Source organism: Shewanella japonica (assembly GCF_002075795.1).
GTDB classification, from domain to species: domain Bacteria; phylum Pseudomonadota; class Gammaproteobacteria; order Enterobacterales; family Shewanellaceae; genus Shewanella; species Shewanella japonica.
Genome location: NZ_CP020472.1, coordinates 2,016,839 through 2,041,442, shown reverse-complemented (window position 1 = coordinate 2,041,442; position 24,604 = coordinate 2,016,839). Strand labels below are relative to the sequence as shown.

Here is a 24,604-nt window from a genome sequence, read left to right as displayed (position 1 = left end):
TTGAGCTGAAAAGCAGGAATGGAAAACAAGATTAAGTATTGGACAAACAAGATTGACTAAAATGGATTACGTATTTGAGCAGAATAAACTTGATTTATACTCATCACACAAGTGATAAATACAGTGACCAAATAAGCAAAATTACACTGACTGTTTGCCAAAACTTTACAGGGTTTCGCTCAATAAAAGGAATGGTTGTTTTAGGCTCAGCCTTTGCTGGCGTGGTTAAAGCGTGAATAAATTCATTCGTATCAACAAAACGAAATGAAGGCTCTATAGACAAGGCTTTTTCTAATGCCGTATCCATCCACTCCGGAACCATAGGGTTTGTTTTGAAAACAGGTACATAATTTAGCTTTAAGAAGTCGCTGTGCTGATGGCATTTGGCCAACTGACCTTTAAAAGGTTGCTCACCTGCTAACATTTCATACGCTATCACAGCAAATGAAAACAAGTCAGCACGCCCGTCAGCTTGATACCCTAAAATCACTTCAGGTGATGTGTAATCTGCAGTACCAAGAATTTGATCGCGTTTTAGCGGCGTTGTAATTTCCGCAATACCTTTAATATGGCAAGCGCCGAAATCAATTATTTTCACCACCCCTTCACGAGTAATAAAAATATTATCTGGCTTTAAATCTTGATGTAATGTTTCTTTACGATGAAACGCGCGAATGCCTGTTTCAATTTGTTTGAGTAATTGCAATACATCTTCAACTGGACCTCGTTGATGTTGTGCCATCCAGTCAGCCAAACTTAAGCCTTCTAAATATTCTGTTAAATAATAGAGCGCCGACTTATTAAGGTGGTGATCAACGACTTTAACTACATGTTGACTATTGATTCGGTGACCAATCCAGCTCTCAAGCATAAATCTCTCTATATATGCACCATCATCAATATAATTAACTGATGGGGTTTTCATACAACGTACTTCGCCTTGGCTATTTTTGACAACATACACCTGGCTGCGCTGACTTTGGTGAATCACTTTTATAATTTCGTAATCATCTAAACGCATTCCTACTTCCATTGGAGGCGGAAAAGGACGGCTAGCGAGCTTGTGATAAACATCGTCTATCGCTTGAGTGGGTAATTGTGAAACTGAAATTAATTGAGCACTAAGGTTGTCTTTACTATCAAACTTGAAAGCTTTGTCGGTGAGTTGCTGACAGAAGTGCTCGCAAGCTTGATCTGAGATCGTGATATTATTTTCTTGAAATACAGCTAACATCTTTTTTAATTCATGATCAGTCAACACATCATGAACACCATCAGTTGTTAGTAAATATAAGTCACCAACCTCAAGATTCAGCTGCTTATAATCAACCTCAAGGTTTACATCCATACCTAAAGCTCGGGTTAAATAACTTGTATATTCATTTACTGATGTGCTGTGGTCTCGGGTTATTTTAACTAATTCGCCTTGCCTGAATCGGTATATTCTAGAGTCTCCAGCATGCAACATGTGCGCAGAACAAGACTTAAATACCAAAGCACTAAAAGTGCAGACATAGCCTTTACGAGCATCTCTATAGTCTTGACCAAGACCATACAACCAACGGTTAAGTGCAGTTAATACTCGTGTACTTGACGTTAAAACACTCCAAGACTCGGGGGTTGAGTAGTAATCAGCGATGAAGTTAGATACGCTAATAGCTGATGCTTTCGCACCACCTTCAGCCGCACTCACCCCATCGCTGATAACACTCACAATACCTTTAGTGGTTAACATTAATCCGGTTGGAATTTTTATACCAATTGCGTCTTCATTTTCTGATTTTCGGCCTTTATCTGAATATTGCCCCGCATGCACTTCAAGAGCACCCGATATTGGTAATTGTTCTTGCTTATTGTTCGGCAAAGTTAAACCAGTGTCTGATGATGACAATATAATGTCTTGTTCAACGTCGGTTTCTTTATCATGTCCTTTGTTAGTGATATGACTCAATGCTTGGTTTTTTAGATGTGATTGCATAAAACCCTTTAAACACCAACACCGTATCGTTCTAGTGATACGGTGTTAGTGATTGAGATAGATAAAAATCTAATTAACACTAATTAGTGTGACTTCACCTTTTTCATTCACCTCAGCCATATGACCTTTGGGCTCTGTCATAAAGAATAATGTGATGAAACCAATCACAGCGCTAATAGCAATAACGTAAAAGAATACAGAGGTTGAAACCATTGAGTAAACCGTTAAGAAAAACACAGCCCCAACATTACCATAAGCTCCTGTCATACCAGCAATTTGTCCAGTTAAACGACGCTTAATTAATGGCACGGCAGCAAATACTGCCCCTTCACCACCTTGAACAAAGAATGAACATGCCATAACCACAACAACAGCAAGCGGTAATGCCCAACTACCGTCTATTTGGCCTACCGCAAAGTATCCAACAGCCAAACCAGCGGTTAAAATTAGTAAGGTATTCTTACGTCCGAATTTATCACTTAACCAGCCACCACCAGGTCGAGACATTAGATTCATAAAGGCATAACTTGAAGCAACCATACCAGCTTGCGCCATGCCTAAGCCGAATGTTTCAGCAAAAAATAACGGCAGCATTGATACAACGGCTAACTCAGAGCCAAAAGTGGTGAAATACAGCACATTTAATACGGCCACTTGTTTAAAAGGATACCGCTCAAACTCTGGCACCTCGTTGACAAAAATATCTTTGTTAACTTGATAAGTTTGATAAATGTCCACCAGTAATATAAGTACTAAACCAGCATAAATTAACTGGGTTGTTTGCTCTGCTAACATACTCACGCCAGCAGGCGACAACTTCCATGCTAACAAGGCTAACGTAGCGTACATAGGAAGCTTCATAAACATCAATAAAGCAAAATCCCCTTTACTGGTGACTTCTAATCCACCTGCTTTTTTGGGTTTAAAATAAGTCGACCCCTTTGGTGTATCGGTGACATTAAAATAGTAAACAAATGCAAAAATTAAGCTAATTAACCCTGTTAAGCCAATCGCGTATCGCCATCCGTCTTCGCCCCCAAAAAAGATGGCTAATCCAGGTAAAGTAAATGCTGCTGCAGCTGAACCAAAATTACCCCAGCCGCCATAAATGCCTTCTGCTGTACCTAACTCTTTCGCTGGAAACCACTCACTGACGATGCGAATACCAATCACAAAACCAGCACCAATAAAGCCAATTAAAAAGCGCGCTAATGCCAATTGTTCAAATGAATTAGCCACTGCAAACATAAAACAAGGTATAGAACAAACACCTAAAAGCACAGAGTAAGTTAACCTTGGGCCATACTTATCTGTCACCATTCCAATAATAATCCGTGCAGGAATGGTTAATGCAACGTTCAAAATCAACAAGGTTTTAATCTGTGATTTAGTTAACCCCAAACTATCAGCTATAACACTTAACAAGGGTGCCGCATTAAACCAAACCACAAAGGTAATAAAAAATGCAATCCAGCTTAAATGCAGCGTTTTCATCTTCCCCGAAAACGACAATAAATTAAATTTCTCAGAACTCATACGACATGTCCCTATGACTTAGCCAAAACCAATACTTGGCCAGCTTCCTTTTTAATTTCGTAAGGTGAAGCAACGAGTGCTTCATCTTCTAAACACACGCCTGTCTCTAGGCTGTAATGTTGCTTATATAATGGCGATGCAACACAAAGCACTCCTTCCATATCGCAAATTAACCCACGGGCGAGTAGACTTACCCCTGTTGCTGGATCAACATTATCAATAGCATATAAACCATGCTTACCTAAATCAAAAATGGCAACTGCTTTGCCAGCAACCCAAGCTGCTACACCTGTTCCTTGAGGCAAAGTTGACTCATTACATACCGTTACCCAACTCATACTAGTTCCTCCACAGCTTCTTGCTCATTTTGTTCAGCAGTAATATCTTTAATCGCAATATTGCCAGCGCCAGATGATGCTATATCGACTGGGAATCGTTGTTCGCGCACACGATGGTATAGATGAGTTTCTCCCTCAGGTTTAGCTTCTGGGTTAACAAACTCATTGAAGCGAGCCAAAAACTCCGGTTTTTCAAGACTTGTTTTCCATTCACATTGATAGGCATCAACAACTCGACTCATTTGAGCATCTAATTCACTAGCAATCCCTAAACTGTCTTCAATTACTACAGATTGTAGATACTCAAGACCACCTTCTAGTGACTCCATCCACACTGAAGTACGCTGTAACTTGTCTGCTGTTTTAATATAGAACATCAATACTCTATCGATATATTGTATTAGTGTAGGCGTATCTAAATCAGTGGCAAATAAGTCACCATGACGAGGTCGCATGCCGCCGTTACCAGCCACATATAAGTTCCAGCCTTTATCAGTGGCTATCACACCTATATCTTTACTTTGCGCCTCTGCACACTCGCGAGTACACCCCGACACAGCAAACTTAATTTTGTGCGGACTACGTAACCCTTTATAGCGATTTTCTAAATCAATGGCTGTTCCAACAGAATCTTGTACGCCATATCGACACCAAGTGCTACCCACACAAGATTTAACCGTACGTAGTGACTTACCGTAGGCATGACCAGTCTCAAAGCCTGCTTCAATCAACTTCTGCCAAATGACTGGTAACTCTGATAATTTAGCACCGAACAAATCGATACGTTGTCCGCCGGTAATTTTGGTATATAAATCGTGCTCTTTGGCCACCGCACCAATCGCAATTAAGCCATCTGGAGTAATTTCACCACCTGCAATACGAGGCACCACTGAATAGGTGCCATCTTTTTGCAAGTTACCTAAATAAGCATCATTAGTATCTTGTAATTGCACATGACTGCTGTCTTGGTTAAGCACATATTTGTTTTGTAGCGATGCAAAAATGGAAGCTGCAGCGGGTTTACAAAGATCACAACCAAATGTTGATGCTTCACCTGTTGCTGAGCGTTTACCGTGCTTAGAAATTAACGTATCAAAATCTTCAATACCTTCTACCTGGCACAAGTGATATAGAGATTGTCTATCATGCTCAAAATGGTCGCAAATGCCGGTATTACACTCAACACCTTCTGCAATAAGCGCTTCATCCATGACTTGCTTCACAAGTGCAGAACAACCTCCACAACCTGAAGCTGCTCGGGTACAAGACTTGATTTCTGCAATTGTGTGATTGCCTTCTTTTACAGAACTCACAATGTCCGCTTTTGTGACTTGGTGACATGAACAGATAATTGAAGTGTCTTTCAAATCTGCAGCTGACTCTTCACCTGTCATTAATAAATCAACGGCATTACCTTCAATTTCATCCTGAGATAAATAACAATCAAGCAAACGGTTATAGTCACTATTGTCACCAACTAACACAGCTCCTTTTAAGAATTTACCCGTTTCATCTAACCAAAGCTTTTTATAAATGCCCGATTGGTTGTCCGATAATTCCACAAACTGGGCATTTTCAAAGCCACGGCTTTCACCGATTGCAGCAACGTCGACACCAAGTAATTTGAGCTTGGTACTCATGTCTGCACCAGTAAAGGCAGTTGATGATGTTGCCGTATCAGTTAAGCTAGCCACGAGACTTGCTACCGCTACACGTGCCATTTGATATCCAGGTGCCACTAAACCAAAAATGCGGTTTTGCCATAATGCACATTCACCAATAGCGTAAACATCTGCTGCTGAAGTCAAACAATTATCGTCGATTGTGATACCGCCACGCTCTCCCATTTGCAATCCACTTGAACGAGCAAGCGCATCTTGAGGACGGATACCCGCAGAGAAAACAATCATGTCAGTTTCAAGAAAACTGTCATCATTAAAAGTCATACGATGCATCGCTGACTCGCCATCAATAATAGCGGTAGTGGCTTTTGAGGTATGAACGGTAACCCCTAGATCATTGATTTTACTCTTTAATAAATCACCCGCTTTATCATTTAACTGAACAGGCATTAATTGTGGGGCAAATTCAACAACATGAGTCTGCACACCAAGTGCCATCAAAGCATTAGCAGCTTCAAGGCCTAGCAGGCCACCACCGACGACGACACCCACTTTAGATTGACTAGCCGCAGCTTCAATATCTTGCAAATCTTCAATGGTACGGTAAACAACACAACGTTCTCTGTCATTACCATTAATGGGTGGTACAAAAGGATAAGAGCCTGTGGCTAACACTAAGCTGTCATAATGACTCGTGACACCATCTTCTGTAGTAATGCTTTTAGATTGTGTATCTAATTCAGTTATTCGGGTATCAAGGTGCAGCTTGATACCCCAATCTAGATAATCTTGCGCACTTGTTAACATCAGCTCATCAGCGCTGCCTGTTTCAAAGTATTTAGATAGTTGCACCCTGTCATAAGCTGGGCGTTGTTCTTCACCAAAAACCTCAACATCAAACTGCTTTTGAAACCCTTGACTGCATAATTGCTCGATAAAATGGTGCCCGACCATACCGTTACCGATCACAACCAATTTAGGTTTTTTGTTGACCGTTGTCGGTGAATTCGACGTTCCTGTAGAATTAGCCATCGTTGGCTCCTTTTTTATTTTTGAAATCAAAAAACAAAAAGGCGCCGATCTCCGCAAGCAGAGATGGCGCCATTGCCTTTATTCCAATTTTTAAATTAAAACTTTATATACTTTGTTATTCTCATTGACTCTAAAACGGATGATAGTAAAGACGCCATTGCCTGCTATATCGTTTATCACGTTTTAAGTCATTCGAGCGTTAACGAATGCGTTTGAGTTAATTTCGGTATTATTCATTTATGATTATGTGTTGCATTGACTATGCCAATTACAATGTAAATATAAGTACATAAAAACAAAGGATTATATTTACAAAAGACTTACCAACACTAGGCTTTGCTGTTCGCACCATGGGCACACGCACCAATTTGATGCACACGCTTTGCTTCAAGTTGTTGCGCCGCTAAAATGATTTCATTGGCCATTTCAGCAAAACTGATCGACTTGTCCATTGCTTGTTTCTGAATCATTTTATGTGCTTGAGCCTCTGTCACTCCCTGACGTTGTAATAATGATTTAGCCCTTGATACACGTTTTAAGTCAGTGCACTTTTCATCTAACTCTTTGACTTTCTCAAGCATAGTTGAAGCACTATTAAAGCGAATTTTAGCCAAGCCAACTAATGACTTTAATCGTTTAGGCGTCAGTTTTTCTGGTACAAATGTCACTCGCCCACACTGTAATAAACTCTTTAATAATTCTTCATCCCATGCGTACGCATTAACAATAATTGGCAGTGCCGTTACCATTAATAAACGCTCAATGAATACCTGTTGCAGTGGCGTCAAAGACTCAGTAAAAAACACCAAACAAAGAGCATTGCCTTTTATAATTTGGCGCTCTAACTGACTCAAAGAACTTGCTTCCATACACGGGTCGATACTACTCAACTCCGACATACAATCGATAAACACGTTTTCATTGGTAAATGAAGGATCTCGATATACTAAGTTAACCACGACTAAGTCCTCACCTCACGCTGCTTACTTTGATACTCTCTTGATGAAGAGTGATCGTATGCAGTTTCACAAATAGGATTAAAATCAGAATTACCAGAGATAAATTCTTGTTGAATATCATTTTGTTGTTCGTCAGCCCAGCCAACGTGTTCACTACACGTTAACTGTTGATTATTAATGCCATTTTCAGACGTATCAAATTGGTGAGCATTATGAATAGATAGCTTATTTAATTGAGCAACGTTATTTCTACATAACCAACTTTTACTTGCATATGTTAGGGCAGTGTCAATTGCTAAACTCGGTGTTGATAGCATTTTCACTAATGCGACAGTCGCAGTAATACTGGCCATAGCTTGTTGTAATTGCCCATCTGTAAGTTCGCTTTCAGCAATATCTTCCCCGTGCCAAAGTTGTGCAAGCAAATAAGCTGGCAAGTCCGACTGCCCTACTTTAGCGCCAACAAATGCTTCAAGCTGAGTAGGAAGATCAACATGGTTCAATTCAAGTGTTTGCTTATCGCCACTTGCACCAAATCTAAGCAATTTTACACTTGTACTCACTCTTGGATTGATTTCTGTTTCACCTTGTAACCCCTTAAAAATCGCAATGTCGGCATGTTGCTTTGCTAAAGTATCGCAAGCTTGCTGCTCTGCTAGTAACATTGCGACTTGTTGGTGCTGCTCATCTAAACCTGGGTGAAAATAACTACGTAAACTGAATGGTGCATTGGTAGGATTGATACAGCGAACTGACATTTGAATTAAACTACGAAGGCCTAACTCCTGGTGCAAGCGGCGACAATCATTGAGCACAGGAACGATATCGGCAGAATTGACATAAATAATCCCTGTTTTTGCTAAATTAACTTTAGCTTGCTCTGCGGTAAAACAGCGTGGAATGTCTAACGCCGAAATAAAAGACTCTACATGTCTTCGGTGAGGAAGAGACTGGCTGTCACCATGTAAAATAATCGTTTGGCCTTTGCGCGCGATTGTTTTAGCGGCTAATAATAACCATGGTAATTGCTCTCGCTTTCCAGCATATACTGGCCAATCTATGTCCGCATTAAGGTCTTGCCATTCTTTGCCAACAAGCTGCTTTAGCCCAGAAGCAACGCCTGCAAGCTCTTCAACTGACTCACCTCTGACTCGCATTAGCATCATTGCAGCTGCCATTTGAGCAGATGATAGCTCCCCATTAGCGAAAGCCCTAATGAGATGAGATGCCTCAGCAAAATTTAAACTTCGGCTACCTTTCACGCCTTTACCTAATGCTTTAACCAGCTTGCGGTTATCAAAGTCATCAGCATCAAGCTGTGTTTTTGAATGTTGTTCAACCATTGACGACCTCGGCCATTGATGTCGCACTGACATCAGCAAGTAAAGCAGCTAGCTCTTGCCCAACAGCAACCACTTCACCAATAATAATCAGTGTCGGGCCAGAGTCTTTAATTGTTTCAGCTTGTTCTGCCATCGTTGAGACATTGGCGTAAGTCACTAATTGATTGGGTCTGCCGCCATTTGTGATAAAAGCAACGGGTAAATCAGCTGGCGCATCAACAGCGAGTAGCCCAGCTGAAATAGCCTTGGCCTGCTCTTTACCCATATAAAATACCAGTGTCGACTCAGCTGCGAGTAATGCTTTCCAATGTGTGGGGGCTTGGTCAAACTTAGTTCCCGTCACTAAAGTCACTGAACGTGCGGTTCCTCGAAAAGTAAGCGGAATACCCGTATTCGATGCGCAACCTAATGCCGCTGTTACTCCCGGTGTAAATCGGCTTATCAGGCCATTTTTTGCTAAAAATAGCGACTCTTCAGCACCGCGACCAAAGATATGCGGATCGCCTCCTTTTAGACGAACAACTTTTTTTCCTTGAAAGGCTAATTTGGCCAACAAGGAGTTAATATCATCTTGCTTATAACTAGGTTGACCACAACGTTTTCCGACAAAGTGTCGTTCACAATCAACTGAAACGAGAGATAAAATATCACTGCTTACTAGGCTGTCGTAAACTAATGCGTCAGCTTGAGAAATAATTCTAGCGGCTTTAATGGTCAACAAATCAAGTTGGCCACAACCTGCGCCAACAATCTCAACCTCACCAGCAACTAACTCGCTGCTAGTAACATTAGAAGGATTACTCCCAGCAACACTATGGTTCACTAATTGACTGATTGAATGACTCATCACGCCACCTCCTCTTGAGTTGATTTGGATTGTTTTTTATTTTTTACTGCCACAGTCTCTATTGCCATATCTTCAAGACCAAGTAGCCAAACATCACTTGCACATTGCACCACTTCACTATGGCAACTGCCGCATTGCTTGCCACAACCCAATTCTGACTGTGTCTGTTCAAGCGCTTGTTCAAAATCACCTTGGCACAATATCGCTTCATTACCACTTGTCCGTTGAGCAAACACCAAATTATCTAACGCTTGCAGCATTGAATCCTGAATTTTGGCCTCTGTGACACCAGTACACGCACAAATAAGCGGACTGTTGCCAGCTTTAATCAGTTGATGTAATCGGTTCATTAGCCCTGTATCTACTGTTTCACCGATAAGAAGATGCATCGGCTCAAGGGCGACTTCAACTTGCTGCTTACTTAGCAATTTAAGCGACACTAATTGGCCCTGATTCATATTGCACTGCACATGAATAACTTGCTTATTCAGTAAGCTCACCGTCCACTTTAAAGAGTAACTAGTAGACTGAAAATTAAAGCCTTTTTCCGCATCATCAAAAGCGATGTGATAACACTCACCCGCTGACAAACTTTGCTGAACATTCCAACATGTGCCGGTAAATAACGGGTCATGCTCGCCAAAGATAACCCCTTGTAATGCCAGCTCTACTTTAGTAATGGTTGTTGCTTGGCATTTAAAGCCAGGTTGCTTCGATATTGAGTCTAACTGACTATTTAGTGCTTGATTCACTCCTTTACCAAGGGAGAATTGCGAAGACCAATGCATAGACATGAAAGCCATATCGGGAGATTGATTGTCGTCGGCAACAACCCTCGCCGCAGCTTGAACATTCGATGTGCTCTGTTCGCAACTTACTAGATCACGCTCAGCATCAGGCGTTGCAAAACACACTAAATCGCCATCATTTAACTCAAGCTGTTGAATTTTGATTGGATGTAACGCGACAAGTGGCTCAGGAATACTCGCCCTAAGACTGGCAATGTGGCCAGTGCGAGTCATGGTATGCCACTGATCTCGACTGCGGCCACTATTGAGTAATACTTGATGTTGACCGACACTCAACTCTGACTTGAGCGGCTGTGTTGCAATAAACTGCGCTTTAGTAGAAGGCGTTGAAAATAGCCCATCTTGATATAATCGACGCTCAGTTTGTCCAAGCATTGCGGCACTTGTTACTGGCCATTGAGTTGGCGCTAACCTGTCGTATTCAGCATCAGTTAATTCACTCATGCCAGAGATATCAAATTGTTTTTCAGGAAATTGTGCTTTTACTGCTTTTGAAAGCTGAGCAAACTCTTTAAACACAGCCGCACTGCTTGAGAATGTAAATGCTGCGCTAAACCCCATGCGTTTTGCGACTTCAGCGAGTGCCCACCAATCAGGTTTTGCATTGCCTTTAACGGGTATAAAGCCACGTTGACGAGTGATAACACGTTCGCTGTTAGTGACAGTGCCACACTTTTCTGACCAACCTAAAGCAGGTAATAATATGTCGGCTTGTTTTGCTGTTGCGGCATCTTGGGTGATATCTGATACCACCACAAATGGGCAAGCATCAAGTGCCTGCTGTATTTTTGCTGTGTTCGGTAATGAAACTAACGGGTTTGTTCCCATGATCCATACGGCTTTAATTTTGCCATCAGCCATTGCATCAAATAATTCAACTGCAGTTAACCCCTTATCTTTAGCAATGGATTCGGTTTGCCATACATCTGCTAATAACTGTCGTTCAGGAGCAGAGAATCCCATATGACAAGCAAGTTGTGTGGCAAGTCCGCCTACTTCTCGCCCGCCCATCGCATTAGGCTGACCAGTTAAAGAAAAGAAACCGCAGCCAACTTTACCAATATGACCAAGCGCGAGATGGCAATTGATGATTGCATTCGTCGTTTCGGTACCTGAAGTAGACTGATTCACTCCCTGACAACTGGCAGTAATGACTTTTTCATTGGCAATAAACAACTGATAAAATTGAGTTAATTCGCTTTCCGTCAAGCCTAAAGACGATGCAAGCTGGTCAGTTTTAACAAGATCAGTTTGTGAAGATAGGGTGTGAAGTACAACATCAAAACCTTCTGTGTGCTCATCAATGTACGCCTTATCTTGAGCCTCATTTTCAGAAATAAACTGCAATAAACCATTAAACAACAGACTGTCAGTGCCAGGCGTAATTTGTAAATGTAAATCTGCTTGAGCCGAAGTGGCCGTTTTAGCTGGGTCAACCACAATGATTTTTGTACCAGATTGCTCGCGCGCTTTAATCATTCGTTGAAATAAAACCGGGTGAGTCCAAGCGCTATTCGCCCCAACTAACACAATAACATCCGTTTGCTCAAAATCGTCATAACAGCCCGGCACGACATCTTCACCAAAGGCACGCATATGCCCACTCACAGCCGATGACATGCATAAACGTGAATTGGTATCTACATTGGCTGTACCAATAAAGCCTTTAGCAAGCTTGTTTGCTACGTAATAGTCTTCAGTTAGCAACTGACCAGATAAATAAAAAGCCACAGAGTCTGGCCCGAACTCAGCAATTGTCTTTGTAAAAGAGTCTGCAATTGTTGTTAACGCCACATCCCAGTCAATTGGCTTACCTGACTTACGTTTGGGATAACGCAGTGTATTAGGCTGAACCAAGCTTTCTAGTAAACGTTCGCCTTTAGCACATAACTGTCCTTTATTAGCTGGATGTTGCAGATCACCCTCAAGGTTATACATGGGTGCACTTGCTTTTGAGTTTTTCTGCTCATCGTTAACATGCGGCGTTACCTCTGCAAGAGGCGAAACACTAACACCACAGCCTACTCCACAATAAGCACAACTTGTTTGGATACTAGACCGGATATGAGACATGCAACTTCCTTTTACTGACAAAATTCTATGTCAATAACATCGCAAAAGTTGTGCCAATAGCCAAAGTGATGATTTTAAAGATGTTTTAAATCTGAGGGTAAGGTTTCAATCAAAAACTGTTCTAGATAAGTGCATTATTTTGCACCAATTAAGCGCAAACCATTGAAAACACAGCAATTTAAATACCTCTTTAGGGGTAGTTTAATTATAAGTATCTGAACATGCAGTGGGTTTTTGATATACAAATATCAGTCAATTTAAGGCGCTTGGATCAAAGCAAAAAAAAAGCACCGTCATTAACGGTGCTTTATTCATCAGTTGTTACACAGTTCAACTAGCTCAATTACTGAGCAGAACGACCATCATCATGACAACTATCACAAGTTGGTACGTCACCCACATTCATATCATGTGGCGCGTGACAATCGGCGCACATTAACATGCCGTCATGCGGTGCATGGTTATCATCCATTTCAGCTAATGTACCATGACAGCTTTGACACTGTTCAAACTCATACTCACCATCAGCAGATGGTTCACCATCAGCGTGACAGCTTTCACAGCCACCCATTTCGGCATGGAAATCAGCTAAGTTTTCATCTGACGCAAACGCGTTTGTTGACAATGTCAGTACAGCTAAAGCTGCTGCAAACAAAGCCACAAGAATTTTATTGCTCACTATAATACCCTCCATTTGTGATAATAAAGAAAACGATCATCAATTAGCTTTCTTAGTTATCGGTTATCAGCACGACATTTTGACTCAATATTTTGGCTCAATACTTTGACTCTACAATAAACTTAGCTAACACTGCTTAATTTAGCAACAGTAAATACAACTACCCAAGCCTAACATTGAACCTTCTCCCTTAACATGCGTCACGCGATGTAACCACAAGATTAAAGTGGTCATCATTCTACTCGCACAATTTCAAAAAGAAAGTATTAAAAAAGGAGCCCTTGGGCTCCTTTTCGCAATATTATTAATGTATTAGCTGTTTTTAAGTGCGCTAATGCGTTTGTCTAACGGCGGGTGACTCATTAAGAATTCAGCCATTGAACGCTTACCATTAATACCTAATGCAGCCATTTGTGCTGGCATTGCACCTGTTTCTGGCCCTGTTTTTAAACGCTCTAATGCAGCAATCATTTTATGCTTACCTGCAAGTTTAGCTGCGCCTTCATCGGCTTTAAATTCACGAATACGTGAGAAGTAAGCCACAATCATTGACGCTAAAATACCGAATAGCATGTCCATGACAAAAACTACGGCCATGTACGCAAACATACCTAAACCTTCACCATCTTCGCTGTTATTAGCAACGACATTGTTAACAATGCCAGCAACAACACGAGCGGCAAAAATAACGAAGGTATTAACAACACCTTGAATTAAGGTCAATGTCACCATGTCGCCATTGGCAACGTGGCTAACTTCGTGCGCTAGTACGCCTTCAATTTCGTCTTGAGTCATACCATAAAGTAGACCAGAACTTACCGCGACCAATGCATTGTCTTTGCTTGGGCCAGTAGCAAAAGCATTCATTTCTGGTGATTGGTAAATCGCCACTTCTGGCATTTTGATACCCGCTTGCTCAGCTTGTCGGGCAACCGTTTCAACTAACCAACGTTCAGTGTTATCACGTGGTGTTGTAATGACTTCACACCCCATGGTCTTTTTAGCCATCCACTTAGAAATCGCTAAACTGATGAATGCACCACCAAAACCGAACATGGCAGCAAAAATTAACAACCCGCTCATGCTTGAGGTACTCACCCCAAGTAACGACATCACAATCGAAGCAACTAGCAAAATTGCTAAGTTGGTGCCAATCAATAACATAATACGTAACATTACAACTCCTATCTGGCACTAACGCCGCTTAAAACTTTCTAATAACGTACAACCATGTCTTCATGCATGATTGTTTAAATCTTTTGCCAATTCTACTTTTTACATTGAGCGTATGGCGATAGTTCAATGCATAATGACATAATATGTCCTATTGGGTTATTTTCAAGGTGTCATCGAAAAAAAATGACATAAAATGACAAGTTCTTGAAAATATCACATCAAGCCTAATCTCAGCTGAATGGTCTTCGTTAAATTATGACTTAATCGCTATCAGAGATAAGAAGAGCGCAAAGTCTAGGTAGATAAGATTAATCCAAGCTTAAATTTATCCTCCATTAATCATTTTCCATCCACTTAGGTTATGGTTTGTAATTAATCTTTGTTAATATCCAATAAATATAAGAATAACTAGCGATTAATTAAACAGTTAAGGAAATCGAAATGGCCGTAAATGCATTAATGCTCAGCAGTTCACGTGAAGGCAATACTCCCTATTTAGCCCATGCCATTGAGTTCATCAAACCGCTTACTACTCACGCAAAAAAATGGGTGTTTATTCCCTACGCAGGCGTGAGTGTCGATTATGATAAATATCTTGCAATGGTCACTGAAGGTTTAGCCTCACTGAATATTGAAGTCAGTAGCATTCATCAATACAGTGACCCAAAACAAGCGATAAAAGATGCAGATGGAATTTTAGTTGGCGGCGGTAATACTTTCCAATTATTAAACGAGTTATACCGTTACGACTTAGTGCATTTATTAAATGAGCAAGTTAGCAATGGTAAGTCATATATCGGCTGGAGTGCTGGCTCAAATATTACAGGGCTGAGTATTCGCACCACAAATGATATGCCAATTGTAGAGCCTGCTTCATTTACTGGCTTAAAACTGTTGCCATTTCAACTAAATCCGCACTACACCAACTATCAAGCACCTGGTCATAACGGTGAAACTCGAGCACAGCGATTACTTGAATTTACGATTGTCGATCCTATTACGCCAGTTATTGGTATTCAGGAAGGCACTGCCCTTTGGCGTCAAGGTGATACTCTCTCACTTGTCGGTGAAAAGGACGCATATTTATTCCATGGTAAAGAACAAGAGGTCGTCATTCCTGTTGGCAGTGATTTAAGCCATTACTTAGATTAATCCCTCATTAATACTGGGTAAGTTCTGCATAAAACCTTGCGATTGAATCATACCTAATCAAAAAAGCCTTAAATTCATATTGAATCTAAGGCTTTTTAACGCTTTTAACCGCTAAGTTAACTCAGCGATTTAGAAAGTATAATTGACTTTAAGACTGAAATAACGGCCCGGTTGCGTGTAATTATCTTCTGTCACACCTAAGTTAGACATTAAAAATTTAGATTGGCCAGCCACATCAGCGTAATCAATGTACTCAGTGTCAAATACGTTAAATACCCCGCCACGTAATGTCCAATTTTCACTTAGCATGACATTAGCCGTGATATCAAATACTGCGTAACCAGCAGTATTGTAAACTTCGTTAAAGCCCATATCTGGCATGCCCGGAATTGGAGGGAAGATATCTAAGTCAGTTGTTCTATCCATGTTATCAGCAAAACGAACCGTCAACCCAAAATCCACTTCCTTATTAGCAAGGTAAGTGTAGTAATTCATCCCAACATTACCTTTAAGCGGACTAACTGAATTTAAATAATCACCGTTTTGATCTTCACCATGGGTGTAAGCAATGTTACCCCATAGTTCAATTTCATTTGTAAACCAGTGGCTAAATGACGCTTCAGCACCGTATAAAGTCACTTCATCGTAGTTGATATATTGATACTCAAGTGACTGAGGTAGTGCGCAGCCGAAAATACCGCCACACCCAACAAATTCCCAATCAATATAGTCTTTGGCTTGTGTGTAGAATGTGGTCAATTCGTAACGTGTATCACCATGATGACCACGAACCCCTATCTCAACAGTATGGCTTGATTCTGACTCTAAATCGTAGTTTGCTTGAATCAATACAGGGAATGGCATTTTGCCATCTTTAACCTCAAGCTCACCCCATTTTTGATCAGGTGTAGGCATTTTATAACCGTACGCATACTGAGCATATACGTTGACGTTATCGGTCATATGGTACACAAGACCTAACTTAGGTGACCAAAAGCCATCGCTCATCTCTTCAAAATCTGCAGGATCACGACCAGCATCTTCAGCTTGTTGTTGATCAGGTGTATTGCTGAAGTAATCGTAACGCAAACCTAAAATGGCATTTAACTTACCATCGTAAAAAGTAATATCATCTTGAATGAAAGCACCAACTCGTAAGCTTTTAGTATCTGCAAATGAGAAGGTATCCGTATCAGATGGCGACCAGCTACCATTGTCATTAATCACTTGATAATCACGAGGGCGGCTCATTTCTGATTGTTCAACATCTAGGCCATAAATAATATTGTGATCGTGACCCGTTAGCGATAATGATTTAGCAAACGTACTTGCAAATCCAACACGGTACTCATCAAATTGGTAATCTCTTTTCTCGGTAATGTCACGAATACCGCCTTGGGCGCCATCATAATAATCACGTTTTTCTGTTTGATCTGTTTTACCGTAATACAAAACAAAATCGACACTATCGTGGATACCACGGTCTTTAGTCGAACGAAGACGCAAAGAGGTATTTAACGCCTGTGTTTGACGGTCGTAGTCAATTGAACTTAAGTTATCTAAGCTGTTTTCCCAGCGATCTAATTGCTGGTTCATGTAATCAACGGTTAACTGTAAGTTAGTGTCATCATTGAAGTGATATTTGCTTTTTACGATAAAGCTATCAGTGACAAGGTCACTATCAGGCAAAGTACCATCGTAGTTTTGCTGCTCTTCACCTTCACGGCGTTGATACGTTACTAAGTTATCAAAATTACCTGCAGAAAATGCACTAGTAAAACCCGCAGTGTACTCATCATTCATACCTGTGTAACCAGCATTCGCCGAGAAGTAGTAATCTTCACCACGTAAATAGTCATCAGCATCTTTAGTGGTCATCACAAGAACACCACCTAATGCATCTGAGCCATACATCGTTGATGCAGCTGCTTTTAATACTTCAACTTGTTTTAAACCTTCGACTTCTGTCAGGCCACGACCTGTACCTTCAGCACCTGGGCCTAATGGTGATGCGTATTGATTATTTACACGAACACCATCTTTAACCATCATCACACGGTTTCCGCCGATACCGCGAATAGTCACTGAGCTAGGTTTGCCTGCGCCACCTTTAACATCAACAGCGGCTTCATTTTTGAACAGCGTTGCGAAATCTGAACTCATGTTGCGAGCAATAGCTTCTTCATCAATAACAACAACTGAGCCAGCAACTTGATCTAATGTTTGCTCAACACGTGAGCCAGAAATAACAATCACTTCATGGAAGTTAGAGATAGATTGTTTAATGTCTTCTTTAGATACAACTTCATCTGTATCTGCCATAACCTGAGGGGATAATGCAGCAGCAATTGCAGCACTAATTAATTTAACTGAAAGTGGTTTCATCAACGCTATCCTTAATTAAAACTTAATAGGAATTAATCTCATCTCGAATTGCGCAGGAGTCTACCATGAAGTATTTTTCACATAGCGATCTCGATCCCAATATCCATTTATCGTGAATAAACTCATTGAGAATTTTCGCTTATGTTTCATTGATGTAAAAACTTTTCAGAATAATATTTACTAATATGAGTCAAAGCTAATTTAAAAAATAACATTTGTCACTTTTTGCATCTAACATCAGTCGTCAAAGCAACACCATCTAAGTTAAGCTTTGAGTTTACATGCCTTTAATTGCCATGAATGTTGACTCAATAATGGTGATTGAAGAGGACTAAAGTCACTTTCAGTAAAATATGGAGTGAAATATGGAGTAAAATATGGAATGAGTAAGTTGGCTCGCCAATATAATAGCGAAAGTATGACTCTGTATTTACTAGCATAAAACAGGTTTAGACAATGCTTACCTAAACCTGCTTTAGCAAGTATTAATCAGCGTTTTCTTGGTCAGTGATCTGGGCTAACTCTTCTTGAGTTAATACTCCTCCGCCAAGCGAGCGGTAAAGCGTAATCAGCGATAATAAGCGATCACGCTTAACTTGGCTTAAGGTTAACTCAGCACTAAATAAACTGCGCTGTGCATCCATCAAGTCCAAAGAACTTGAAACACCATTTCGATAACGCAAAGTGGCTAAGCGAGTGTACTCTTTTGACGCTTCAACCAATTCTTGCTGTGCTTCAATCGCTAACTCTGAACGGCGAAAACTATTCATAGCGTCATTGACCTCAAAGTAAGCTTTGAGCACTGTGCTTCGATAATTTAAGTGTGCTTGATTAAATGCTTCTTGTGAGATGTCATATTGGGCTGCGATACGGCCGGCATTAAATATAGGCGCAGTAATGCCACCAAGTAATGACCAAGTAACACCTTGGCTATCAAATATACTGCTAAGATCATCGGTTTCAGTGCCATAACTGCCTGTTATAGTAAATTGTGGAAAAAAGGCAGCTTTCGCCACGCCGACATTCGCATTAGCGGCGATAAGTTCTTGCTCTGCCGCCTTAACATCTGGGCGCTGAGATAACATTTGAGATGGCACCCCCACAGTAAAGCTGGTCGGGAATAACTGCCGATAAGCTGTAATCTCCTGCTGAGTTTTAAGCGCTAAAGGATAGTCAAACTCACCCAAGAGTATTTTTAATTGATTAGCTTTTGCTTTACGCTCGAAATCTAAGTCAGGTAAAGTGACTTTGGCACTTTGATACTCAACTTCAGCTTGACGAACCTGTAAACCTGAAATCACACCATTTTGTTTACGAAGTCTTGCTAGATCGCGCTCTTTTAAGCGTATTTCAACGGTATTGAGAGAAATTAAATATCGCTGTTCAATATCCAACCATTCATAGTATCGAGACGCGACATCACTAATTAGGCTAATAACCGCTAAATTTAACGCTTCTTGCGCAGATAGGAAGTTTGCATATTCAGCTTCACTGCGACGACGGTTAGCTCCCCAAACATCTAGCTCCCACGATACCGTGCCATCTAAAGTAAACTCGTTACCATGTTCAGGATCGGTATTGGTAATCGCACTATCAATAGAGCGCTCTGCATCTGCATTAATGCCAAAAGCTGGATATAAAGCTGAGTCTGTTACCGTGACTTCTCTTCGTGCAGCAATTAATCTTGAACGTACAGTTTCTAAGTCTAGATTCTGCGCAAGCGCATGACTGATAAGCACTTGTAAATCTTCATCAAGATAAAACGCTTTCCAATTCGCAAGCCCCAAATTTTCTTGAGACTCTTGTGCTAAATCATCATGATACTGAGCTGGGACTTCAATTTCAGGCCGCTGGTAGTCAGGCCCCATAGCGCAACTGGATAACAGTAACGTTACACTCGCCCCAAAAAGGATAGACAGACAACTTTTTCCTTTGACTCTAATCCCATCAACATAGCCTTGTGTCGGGGCAGATAAGCTGGAAAATTTAAGCATGGTTGCCCTCCTCATTCGTGTCCGTATTTTGCACTTTTTGCACAGGATTTGACTTGGTTTCATTTGAGACTTTAGATTTAAACCAACCCACTGTCGTGACGAAAAATAACGGCACCATGACAATACCTATGGTTGTCGCAAACACCATCCCACATAAAATTGGAATAGAAATGCTTTGCCTACTCACAGCTCCTGGGCCAACAGACAGAACCAAAGGTAATACCCCTAGAATAAATGCCATTGAGGTCATTAAGATTGGTCTAAAGCGCATATTGGCAGCCTCTAACGCTGCATCAATTCGACTTTTGCCCTCTTTATGTAATTGATTCGCAAATTCCACAATTAAGATTGAGTTTTTAGCTGCCATACCAATCAAGGCGATAAAGGCCACTTGGAAAAACAAGTTACTTTCCATACCACTCACTAAGGTGCCCAGTGCCGCTCCCAACATTGCAATGGGGGCAATTAGCAGTACAGCAATCGGGATTGTCCAGCTTTCATACAGTGCTGCTAAAAACAAAAAGACAAATAACATGGCCAAGGCGACCGCAATACTCGTTTGATTTGCAGATTGTACTTCTTGGAACGTAATACCAGTCCATTCATAACTAAACTCATTTGGCAGCATTGGTTTTGCTACTCGTTCAATCGCTTTAATCACATCGCCCGAGGCATACCCTTGTGCAGGCGTAGCATTAATCGAGACACTACTGAATAAGTTATAATGGGTCACTGCAGCAGGTCCAACTGAGTATTCATATTTGGCTAACACACCAATGGGCACCATAGCGCCGGATGCCGAGCGTACATAGTAATCTTTAATTTGCTCTGGAAACTGACGATATTGCTCTTCTGCCTGAACCTTCACTCGGTAGACTCTGCCAAATAAATTAAAGTCATTTACGGTAGATGAATCAGTAAATGTTTTAATCGTGCTGTAGATATCTGCCACATTCACGCCAATGGCCATCGCTTTTGCTTCATCAACAGTCAAATGCAGTTGTGGAATTGCACTTTGTAGTGACAAACTAGCTTTAGCGATTTCTGGTTGAAGTTTTAATGCTTCTATCAGTTCATCTGCTGTTTCAGTTAACCCTTTAAAATTGGTACCAGATGTATCTTGCAACTCCATTTCAACACCTGAGCCGTTACCTAAGCCCGGAACAGCAGAAGGAAGATAAATATTAAAGTCCGCCTCTAAGATATCTTGAAGTGAGCCTTGAATGTCTTTCATCACTTTTTGGACTGTAGCATCTGACTCTGCTCTTTCAGCCCAAGGTTTAAGAATAACTTCAAATTGTCCATTCGCCTGATTTGAGCCTGAACGTTTATTTTCCCCTGCTAGCGTAAATGAATATGCCACCGCGGGATGAGCTAAAACATGAGATTCAGCTTTTTTAAGTACAGCTTGAGAGCGATTAACCGTTGCACCGTCAGGCAAGGACATATCAATGAAAAAGCGGCCTTGATCTTCATCAGGCATAAAACTTGACGGTAAAGACGTCATAATGAAATAAACCCCACCAACCATCAATGCAAACAGTAAATAACTGCGTTTAGCATGCTTGGTTGTCAACGCCACCAGCGATACGTATTTGGTGGTACTCATATCAAGTTTATCGTTCATCCACTTGAAAAAACCAGAGCTCGGCTTATCGCCAGGTTTTAACAATAACGCACATAATGCAGGTGACAGTGTTAAGGCAACCACTGTAGAAATCAGCACTGCGACCGTAATCGCAACCGCAAATTCACGATACATGATCCCTGTGATTCCAGATAAAAATGAAACAGGCACAAAAACAGCAGCCAGCACAAGACTCGTAGCCACTAGCGCCCCTGATAATTCCTTCATCGCAACGCGAGTCGCTTCAACCGATGATAGGCCCTTCTCGTTCATTAACCGCTCAACATTTTCAACCACCACAATGGCATCATCCACCACAATACCGATGGCCAATACCAGCGCTAATAAACTCACCGTATTTATCGTAAAACCAAAAGCTAACATTGCTGCCAATGTGCCAATCAGGGACACAGGTACAGCAATCGCAGGAATTAAAGTGGCTCGCACATTTTGTAAGAATAAAAACACCACTAAGATAACCAAAATAAGCGCTTCTACTAGGGTTTTAACCACTTCATCAATTGAGTTTTCAATAAAGACAGACGCATCAAAAAAGACTTCCCAATTCATACCTTGAGGGAATTTTTCAGCCAGTTTCGTCATTTCTTTTTTAACGTTTTTAGTGACCTCTAGCGCATTGGCTCCTGGTAATAAATACACTTGTAAAATGGTCGCGTTAGCGCCATTTAATTGAGATTGTAATGTATAAGCAGAGGAGCCAAGTTCAATATCGGCAATATCCCGCAAGCGAACGATAGAGCCATCATTATTAGCTCTGACTATGATTTCTTTAAACTGAGGAACGCTACTCATACGGCCCGCAGCGGTAATAGGTAATGTCATACTAAGCGCATCACTATTAGGCTGAGAGCCAATAGTGCCAGCTGGCGACTCTTTGTTTTGCGCTTTAATTGCACTAATAACATCAGCAGTCGTTAACCCATAACCTGCCATAGTGTCAGGTCGTAACCACACCCGCATTGAATAACTGCGCGAACCAGTATTACGAACACGACCGACACCTGGAATACGTTTTAATGCAGACTCAATGTTAATTGTGCCGTAGTTACTGAGGTAAATTTCGTCAAAGCGTTCATCAGTTGAAGTCAACGCAAGCTTTAATAATTCAACAGAGGCTTCTTTTGACACAGAAACGCCTTCCGTTTGCACATCAATTGGCAAACTACCTGTAGCTTGTTGAGTCGAATTTTGAACATCAACAGCAGCCAAGTCAGGATTGGTTCCAACATCAAAAGTTATTGTGACATTGGCACTTCCTGAATTAGTACTTTTTGAACTCATATAAATCATGTTAGGTAAGCCATTGAGCTCTTGCTCAAGTGGCGTGGCAACAGATTCTGCAGCGGTAGTAGACGTTGCACCGGGATAAGATGCCGATACTTTCACCTGAGGTGGCGTAATATAAGGGTATTGGTCAATAGGCAATTGAAACATGGAAATAAGGCCAAGCAACACAATAACGATTGATATTACGCATGCATAAACGGGGCGATTAACAAAAAACTGAGCCATTATTTTTGCTCCTGTTCTTGTTCCAATATCTGTTGCTGAAGCGCTTGCTCTTTTTCAATTGCATCTTCTTTTTTTAGATATTGTTCTGCAGTTAACGGCTCTGCGAGTTGGCCATGTCGAACACGATGCATGCCTTCGACAATGACTAATTCACCCGCTTTTAAGCCACTCTTAACCACTACACCTAGTTGGCTTTGGTGTTCAATCACAATGAATCTGCGTTCGACTTTATTATTTGGTAATACCACCATGACATACACGCCTCCTTGCTCAACTTGCGTTGCTTTTTGAGGGATCACGATGGCATCTTTCATTTCATTCAACTTGATGCGCACATTGGTGTATTGGCCAGGTAGAAGTTCTCTATTGGGGTTTGGTAACTCTGCTCGCACTTCAAAAGTGCCCGTTTCAGGGTTTACTGATGGGTCAGTAAAGCGAACATTACCTAAGTATCGATATTCACTGTCATCAGGCAAGGTGATAGTGACAAAACCTTCAACCGCTTTACCTTCTGCTTCTGCTTCTTGTTGCTCAGAATAACTGGTCATGCGTCGGCGAGCATTGAGGTAATCTAATGCTGACATATTAAAAGTCACATAGATTGGATCAACCTGTTTAACACGGGTCAATAAAGACTGGCCATTACTGCCAACCAATGCCCCGATATCAACTTCGGAGCGGCTCACTAATCCTGAAATTGGTGAGGTAATTTGGGTATAACTTAACTCAAGCTCAGCTTCTTCAAGCTCTGCTTTACTTGCTGCAAGACTTGAACGAGCCTGAGACAATATCGAAATCGCATTATCAAAATCTAATTGGCTAGCAGCATCTTGCTCATACAAAGGCTTTAAACGTTCAACATCTCGTTGAGACTTATCTAAAACAGACTGCTGAGACTCCACATTCGCTTTTAAACGGTTTACCACAGCCAAATAAGGTCGATTATCAATACTGTAAAGTAAGTCGCCTTCTTTAATGGCACTCCCTTCAATAAAGCTTTTATCCTGTACAAAACCATCGACACGCGCCCTAACCTCAACATCGAGTGATGCCTTGGTTACACCGACATAATTACCGAATAAAGGCACCGTTGCCGTATCCACTTGTTCAACCACAACCAATTTGGGTGTGATAACAGGTTCTGGGGTTTCACAACCCATTAATAAGGTTACTGCTGCGAATAAAGAAAATGTCGCACGAGTTGCAGAGTTAAATTTGCCATATCTATAACCTAAACCTTTTGTAGTGAACCGACGCTTCATTGTTTAAATTTTGTTAGTAAGATATTACTACATGTGATTGGGAAATGTTTGAAAAATCGGAGTTTTATTTAGAATTAAACATAGCAGAAAAATAGTCATCGTTATTACTTATTGCGCTAATACCTCTGTTAAATAAAATAGAAGCGAGTCTCATTAATGACTTCGCTTTATATTAGTTAGAACCAATTAACGCTTAAGTCATATATCATCGCCAAAATTCAACCTTCTTTATTAACAGAAACAATCACGCAAACTCTTG

Annotated in this window: 15 protein-coding genes; 1 reads left to right on the top strand and 14 read right to left on the bottom strand. The window is 41.0% G+C overall.

Features of this window, described 5'->3' with window-relative positions; all coding sequences use genetic code 11:
• Positions 1-103 precede the first annotated feature (103 nt).
• From SJ2017_RS08690 to htpX, 10 genes are all read right to left on the bottom strand, one after another.
• Positions 104-1,978, bottom strand: a complete 1,875-nt coding sequence (locus SJ2017_RS08690; protein ID WP_080915501.1) for a bifunctional protein-serine/threonine kinase/phosphatase — start codon at positions 1,976-1,978, stop codon at positions 104-106.
• A 69-nt stretch (positions 1,979-2,047) separates the two neighbouring features.
• Complete coding sequence (locus SJ2017_RS08685) at positions 2,048-3,514, bottom strand: NarK family nitrate/nitrite MFS transporter (RefSeq protein ID WP_080915500.1); 1,467 nt, start codon at positions 3,512-3,514, stop codon at positions 2,048-2,050.
• An 11-nt stretch (positions 3,515-3,525) separates the two neighbouring features.
• Positions 3,526-3,852 (bottom strand): nitrite reductase small subunit NirD, encoded by a 327-nt coding sequence (nirD, locus tag SJ2017_RS08680; RefSeq protein WP_055024378.1) that lies wholly within the window; start codon positions 3,850-3,852, stop codon positions 3,526-3,528.
• Positions 3,849-6,506, bottom strand: a complete 2,658-nt coding sequence (gene nirB, locus SJ2017_RS08675) for a nitrite reductase large subunit NirB (protein ID WP_080915499.1) — start codon at positions 6,504-6,506, stop codon at positions 3,849-3,851. Before nirB ends, nirD begins: the two co-directional genes overlap by 4 nt.
• Positions 6,507-6,835: 329 nt before the next feature.
• Positions 6,836-7,465: an ANTAR domain-containing response regulator gene (locus SJ2017_RS08670; protein ID WP_055024376.1), complete on the bottom strand. Its 630-nt coding sequence runs from the start codon at positions 7,463-7,465 to the stop codon at positions 6,836-6,838.
• A 2-nt stretch (positions 7,466-7,467) separates the two neighbouring features.
• A complete protein-coding gene (locus SJ2017_RS08665) occupies positions 7,468-8,808 on the bottom strand; it encodes a hypothetical protein (protein WP_080915498.1) in 1,341 nt (446 codons plus the stop codon).
• A complete protein-coding gene (cobA, locus tag SJ2017_RS08660; protein ID WP_080915497.1) occupies positions 8,801-9,655 on the bottom strand; it encodes a uroporphyrinogen-III C-methyltransferase in 855 nt (284 codons plus the stop codon). Before cobA ends, SJ2017_RS08665 begins: the two co-directional genes overlap by 8 nt.
• Positions 9,655-12,537 (bottom strand): nitrate reductase, encoded by a 2,883-nt coding sequence (locus SJ2017_RS08655; protein ID WP_080915496.1) that lies wholly within the window; start codon positions 12,535-12,537, stop codon positions 9,655-9,657. Before SJ2017_RS08655 ends, cobA begins: the two co-directional genes overlap by 1 nt.
• Before the next feature lie 343 nt (positions 12,538-12,880).
• Positions 12,881-13,216, bottom strand: coding sequence for a tetraheme c-type cytochrome CctA (cctA, locus tag SJ2017_RS08650; RefSeq protein ID WP_055026312.1), 336 nt, complete (start codon positions 13,214-13,216; stop codon positions 12,881-12,883).
• A 312-nt stretch (positions 13,217-13,528) separates the two neighbouring features.
• A complete protein-coding gene (htpX, locus tag SJ2017_RS08645; protein WP_055026313.1) occupies positions 13,529-14,392 on the bottom strand; it encodes a protease HtpX in 864 nt (287 codons plus the stop codon).
• A 441-nt stretch (positions 14,393-14,833) separates the two neighbouring features.
• Between htpX and pepE the strand changes: the two genes are divergently transcribed.
• Positions 14,834-15,544: a dipeptidase PepE gene (pepE, locus tag SJ2017_RS08640; RefSeq protein ID WP_080915495.1), complete on the top strand. Its 711-nt coding sequence runs from the start codon at positions 14,834-14,836 to the stop codon at positions 15,542-15,544.
• Positions 15,545-15,673: 129 nt separating this feature from the next.
• Here the strand turns inward: pepE and SJ2017_RS08635 are convergent, their stop codons facing one another.
• The 4 genes from SJ2017_RS08635 to SJ2017_RS08620 form a co-directional block, all read right to left on the bottom strand.
• Positions 15,674-17,929 (bottom strand): TonB-dependent hemoglobin/transferrin/lactoferrin family receptor, encoded by a 2,256-nt coding sequence (locus SJ2017_RS08635; protein WP_080915494.1) that lies wholly within the window; start codon positions 17,927-17,929, stop codon positions 15,674-15,676.
• 485 nt (positions 17,930-18,414) lie between these two features.
• Positions 18,415-19,923 carry an efflux transporter outer membrane subunit gene (locus SJ2017_RS08630; RefSeq protein ID WP_080915493.1) on the bottom strand — a complete coding sequence of 503 codons (1,509 nt, stop codon included), beginning with the start codon at positions 19,921-19,923 and terminating at the stop codon, positions 18,415-18,417.
• Positions 19,916-23,083: an efflux RND transporter permease subunit gene (locus SJ2017_RS08625; RefSeq protein ID WP_080915492.1), complete on the bottom strand. Its 3,168-nt coding sequence runs from the start codon at positions 23,081-23,083 to the stop codon at positions 19,916-19,918. Before SJ2017_RS08625 ends, SJ2017_RS08630 begins: the two co-directional genes overlap by 8 nt.
• Positions 23,083-24,243 carry an efflux RND transporter periplasmic adaptor subunit gene (locus SJ2017_RS08620; protein ID WP_167692953.1) on the bottom strand — a complete coding sequence of 387 codons (1,161 nt, stop codon included), beginning with the start codon at positions 24,241-24,243 and terminating at the stop codon, positions 23,083-23,085. The genes SJ2017_RS08625 and SJ2017_RS08620 overlap by 1 nt, the downstream gene beginning before the upstream one ends.
• Between the last annotated feature and the right edge of the window lie 361 nt (positions 24,244-24,604).

Excerpts from the sequence above, each read along its gene's own strand:
- SJ2017_RS08635 (WP_080915494.1), bottom strand. The coding sequence starts at position 17,929 with ATGAAACCACTTTCAGTTAAATTAATTAGTGCTGCAATTGCTGCTGCA.
- cobA (WP_080915497.1), bottom strand. The coding sequence starts at position 9,655 with ATGAGTCATTCAATCAGTCAATTAGTGAACCATAGTGTTGCTGGGAGT.
- SJ2017_RS08665 (WP_080915498.1), bottom strand. The coding sequence starts at position 8,808 with ATGGTTGAACAACATTCAAAAACACAGCTTGATGCTGATGACTTTGAT.
- pepE (WP_080915495.1), top strand. The coding sequence starts at position 14,834 with ATGGCCGTAAATGCATTAATGCTCAGCAGTTCACGTGAAGGCAATACT.
- SJ2017_RS08655 (WP_080915496.1), bottom strand. The coding sequence starts at position 12,537 with ATGTCTCATATCCGGTCTAGTATCCAAACAAGTTGTGCTTATTGTGGA.
- htpX (WP_055026313.1), bottom strand. The coding sequence starts at position 14,392 with ATGTTACGTATTATGTTATTGATTGGCACCAACTTAGCAATTTTGCTA.
- SJ2017_RS08620 (WP_167692953.1), bottom strand. The coding sequence starts at position 24,243 with ATGGGTTGTGAAACCCCAGAACCTGTTATCACACCCAAATTGGTTGTG.
- SJ2017_RS08690 (WP_080915501.1), bottom strand. The coding sequence starts at position 1,978 with ATGCAATCACATCTAAAAAACCAAGCATTGAGTCATATCACTAACAAA.
- nirB (WP_080915499.1), bottom strand. The coding sequence starts at position 6,506 with ATGGCTAATTCTACAGGAACGTCGAATTCACCGACAACGGTCAACAAA.
- nirD (WP_055024378.1), bottom strand. The coding sequence starts at position 3,852 with ATGAGTTGGGTAACGGTATGTAATGAGTCAACTTTGCCTCAAGGAACA.
- SJ2017_RS08625 (WP_080915492.1), bottom strand. The coding sequence starts at position 23,083 with ATGGCTCAGTTTTTTGTTAATCGCCCCGTTTATGCATGCGTAATATCA.
- SJ2017_RS08685 (WP_080915500.1), bottom strand. The coding sequence starts at position 3,514 with ATGAGTTCTGAGAAATTTAATTTATTGTCGTTTTCGGGGAAGATGAAA.
- SJ2017_RS08630 (WP_080915493.1), bottom strand. The coding sequence starts at position 19,923 with ATGCTTAAATTTTCCAGCTTATCTGCCCCGACACAAGGCTATGTTGAT.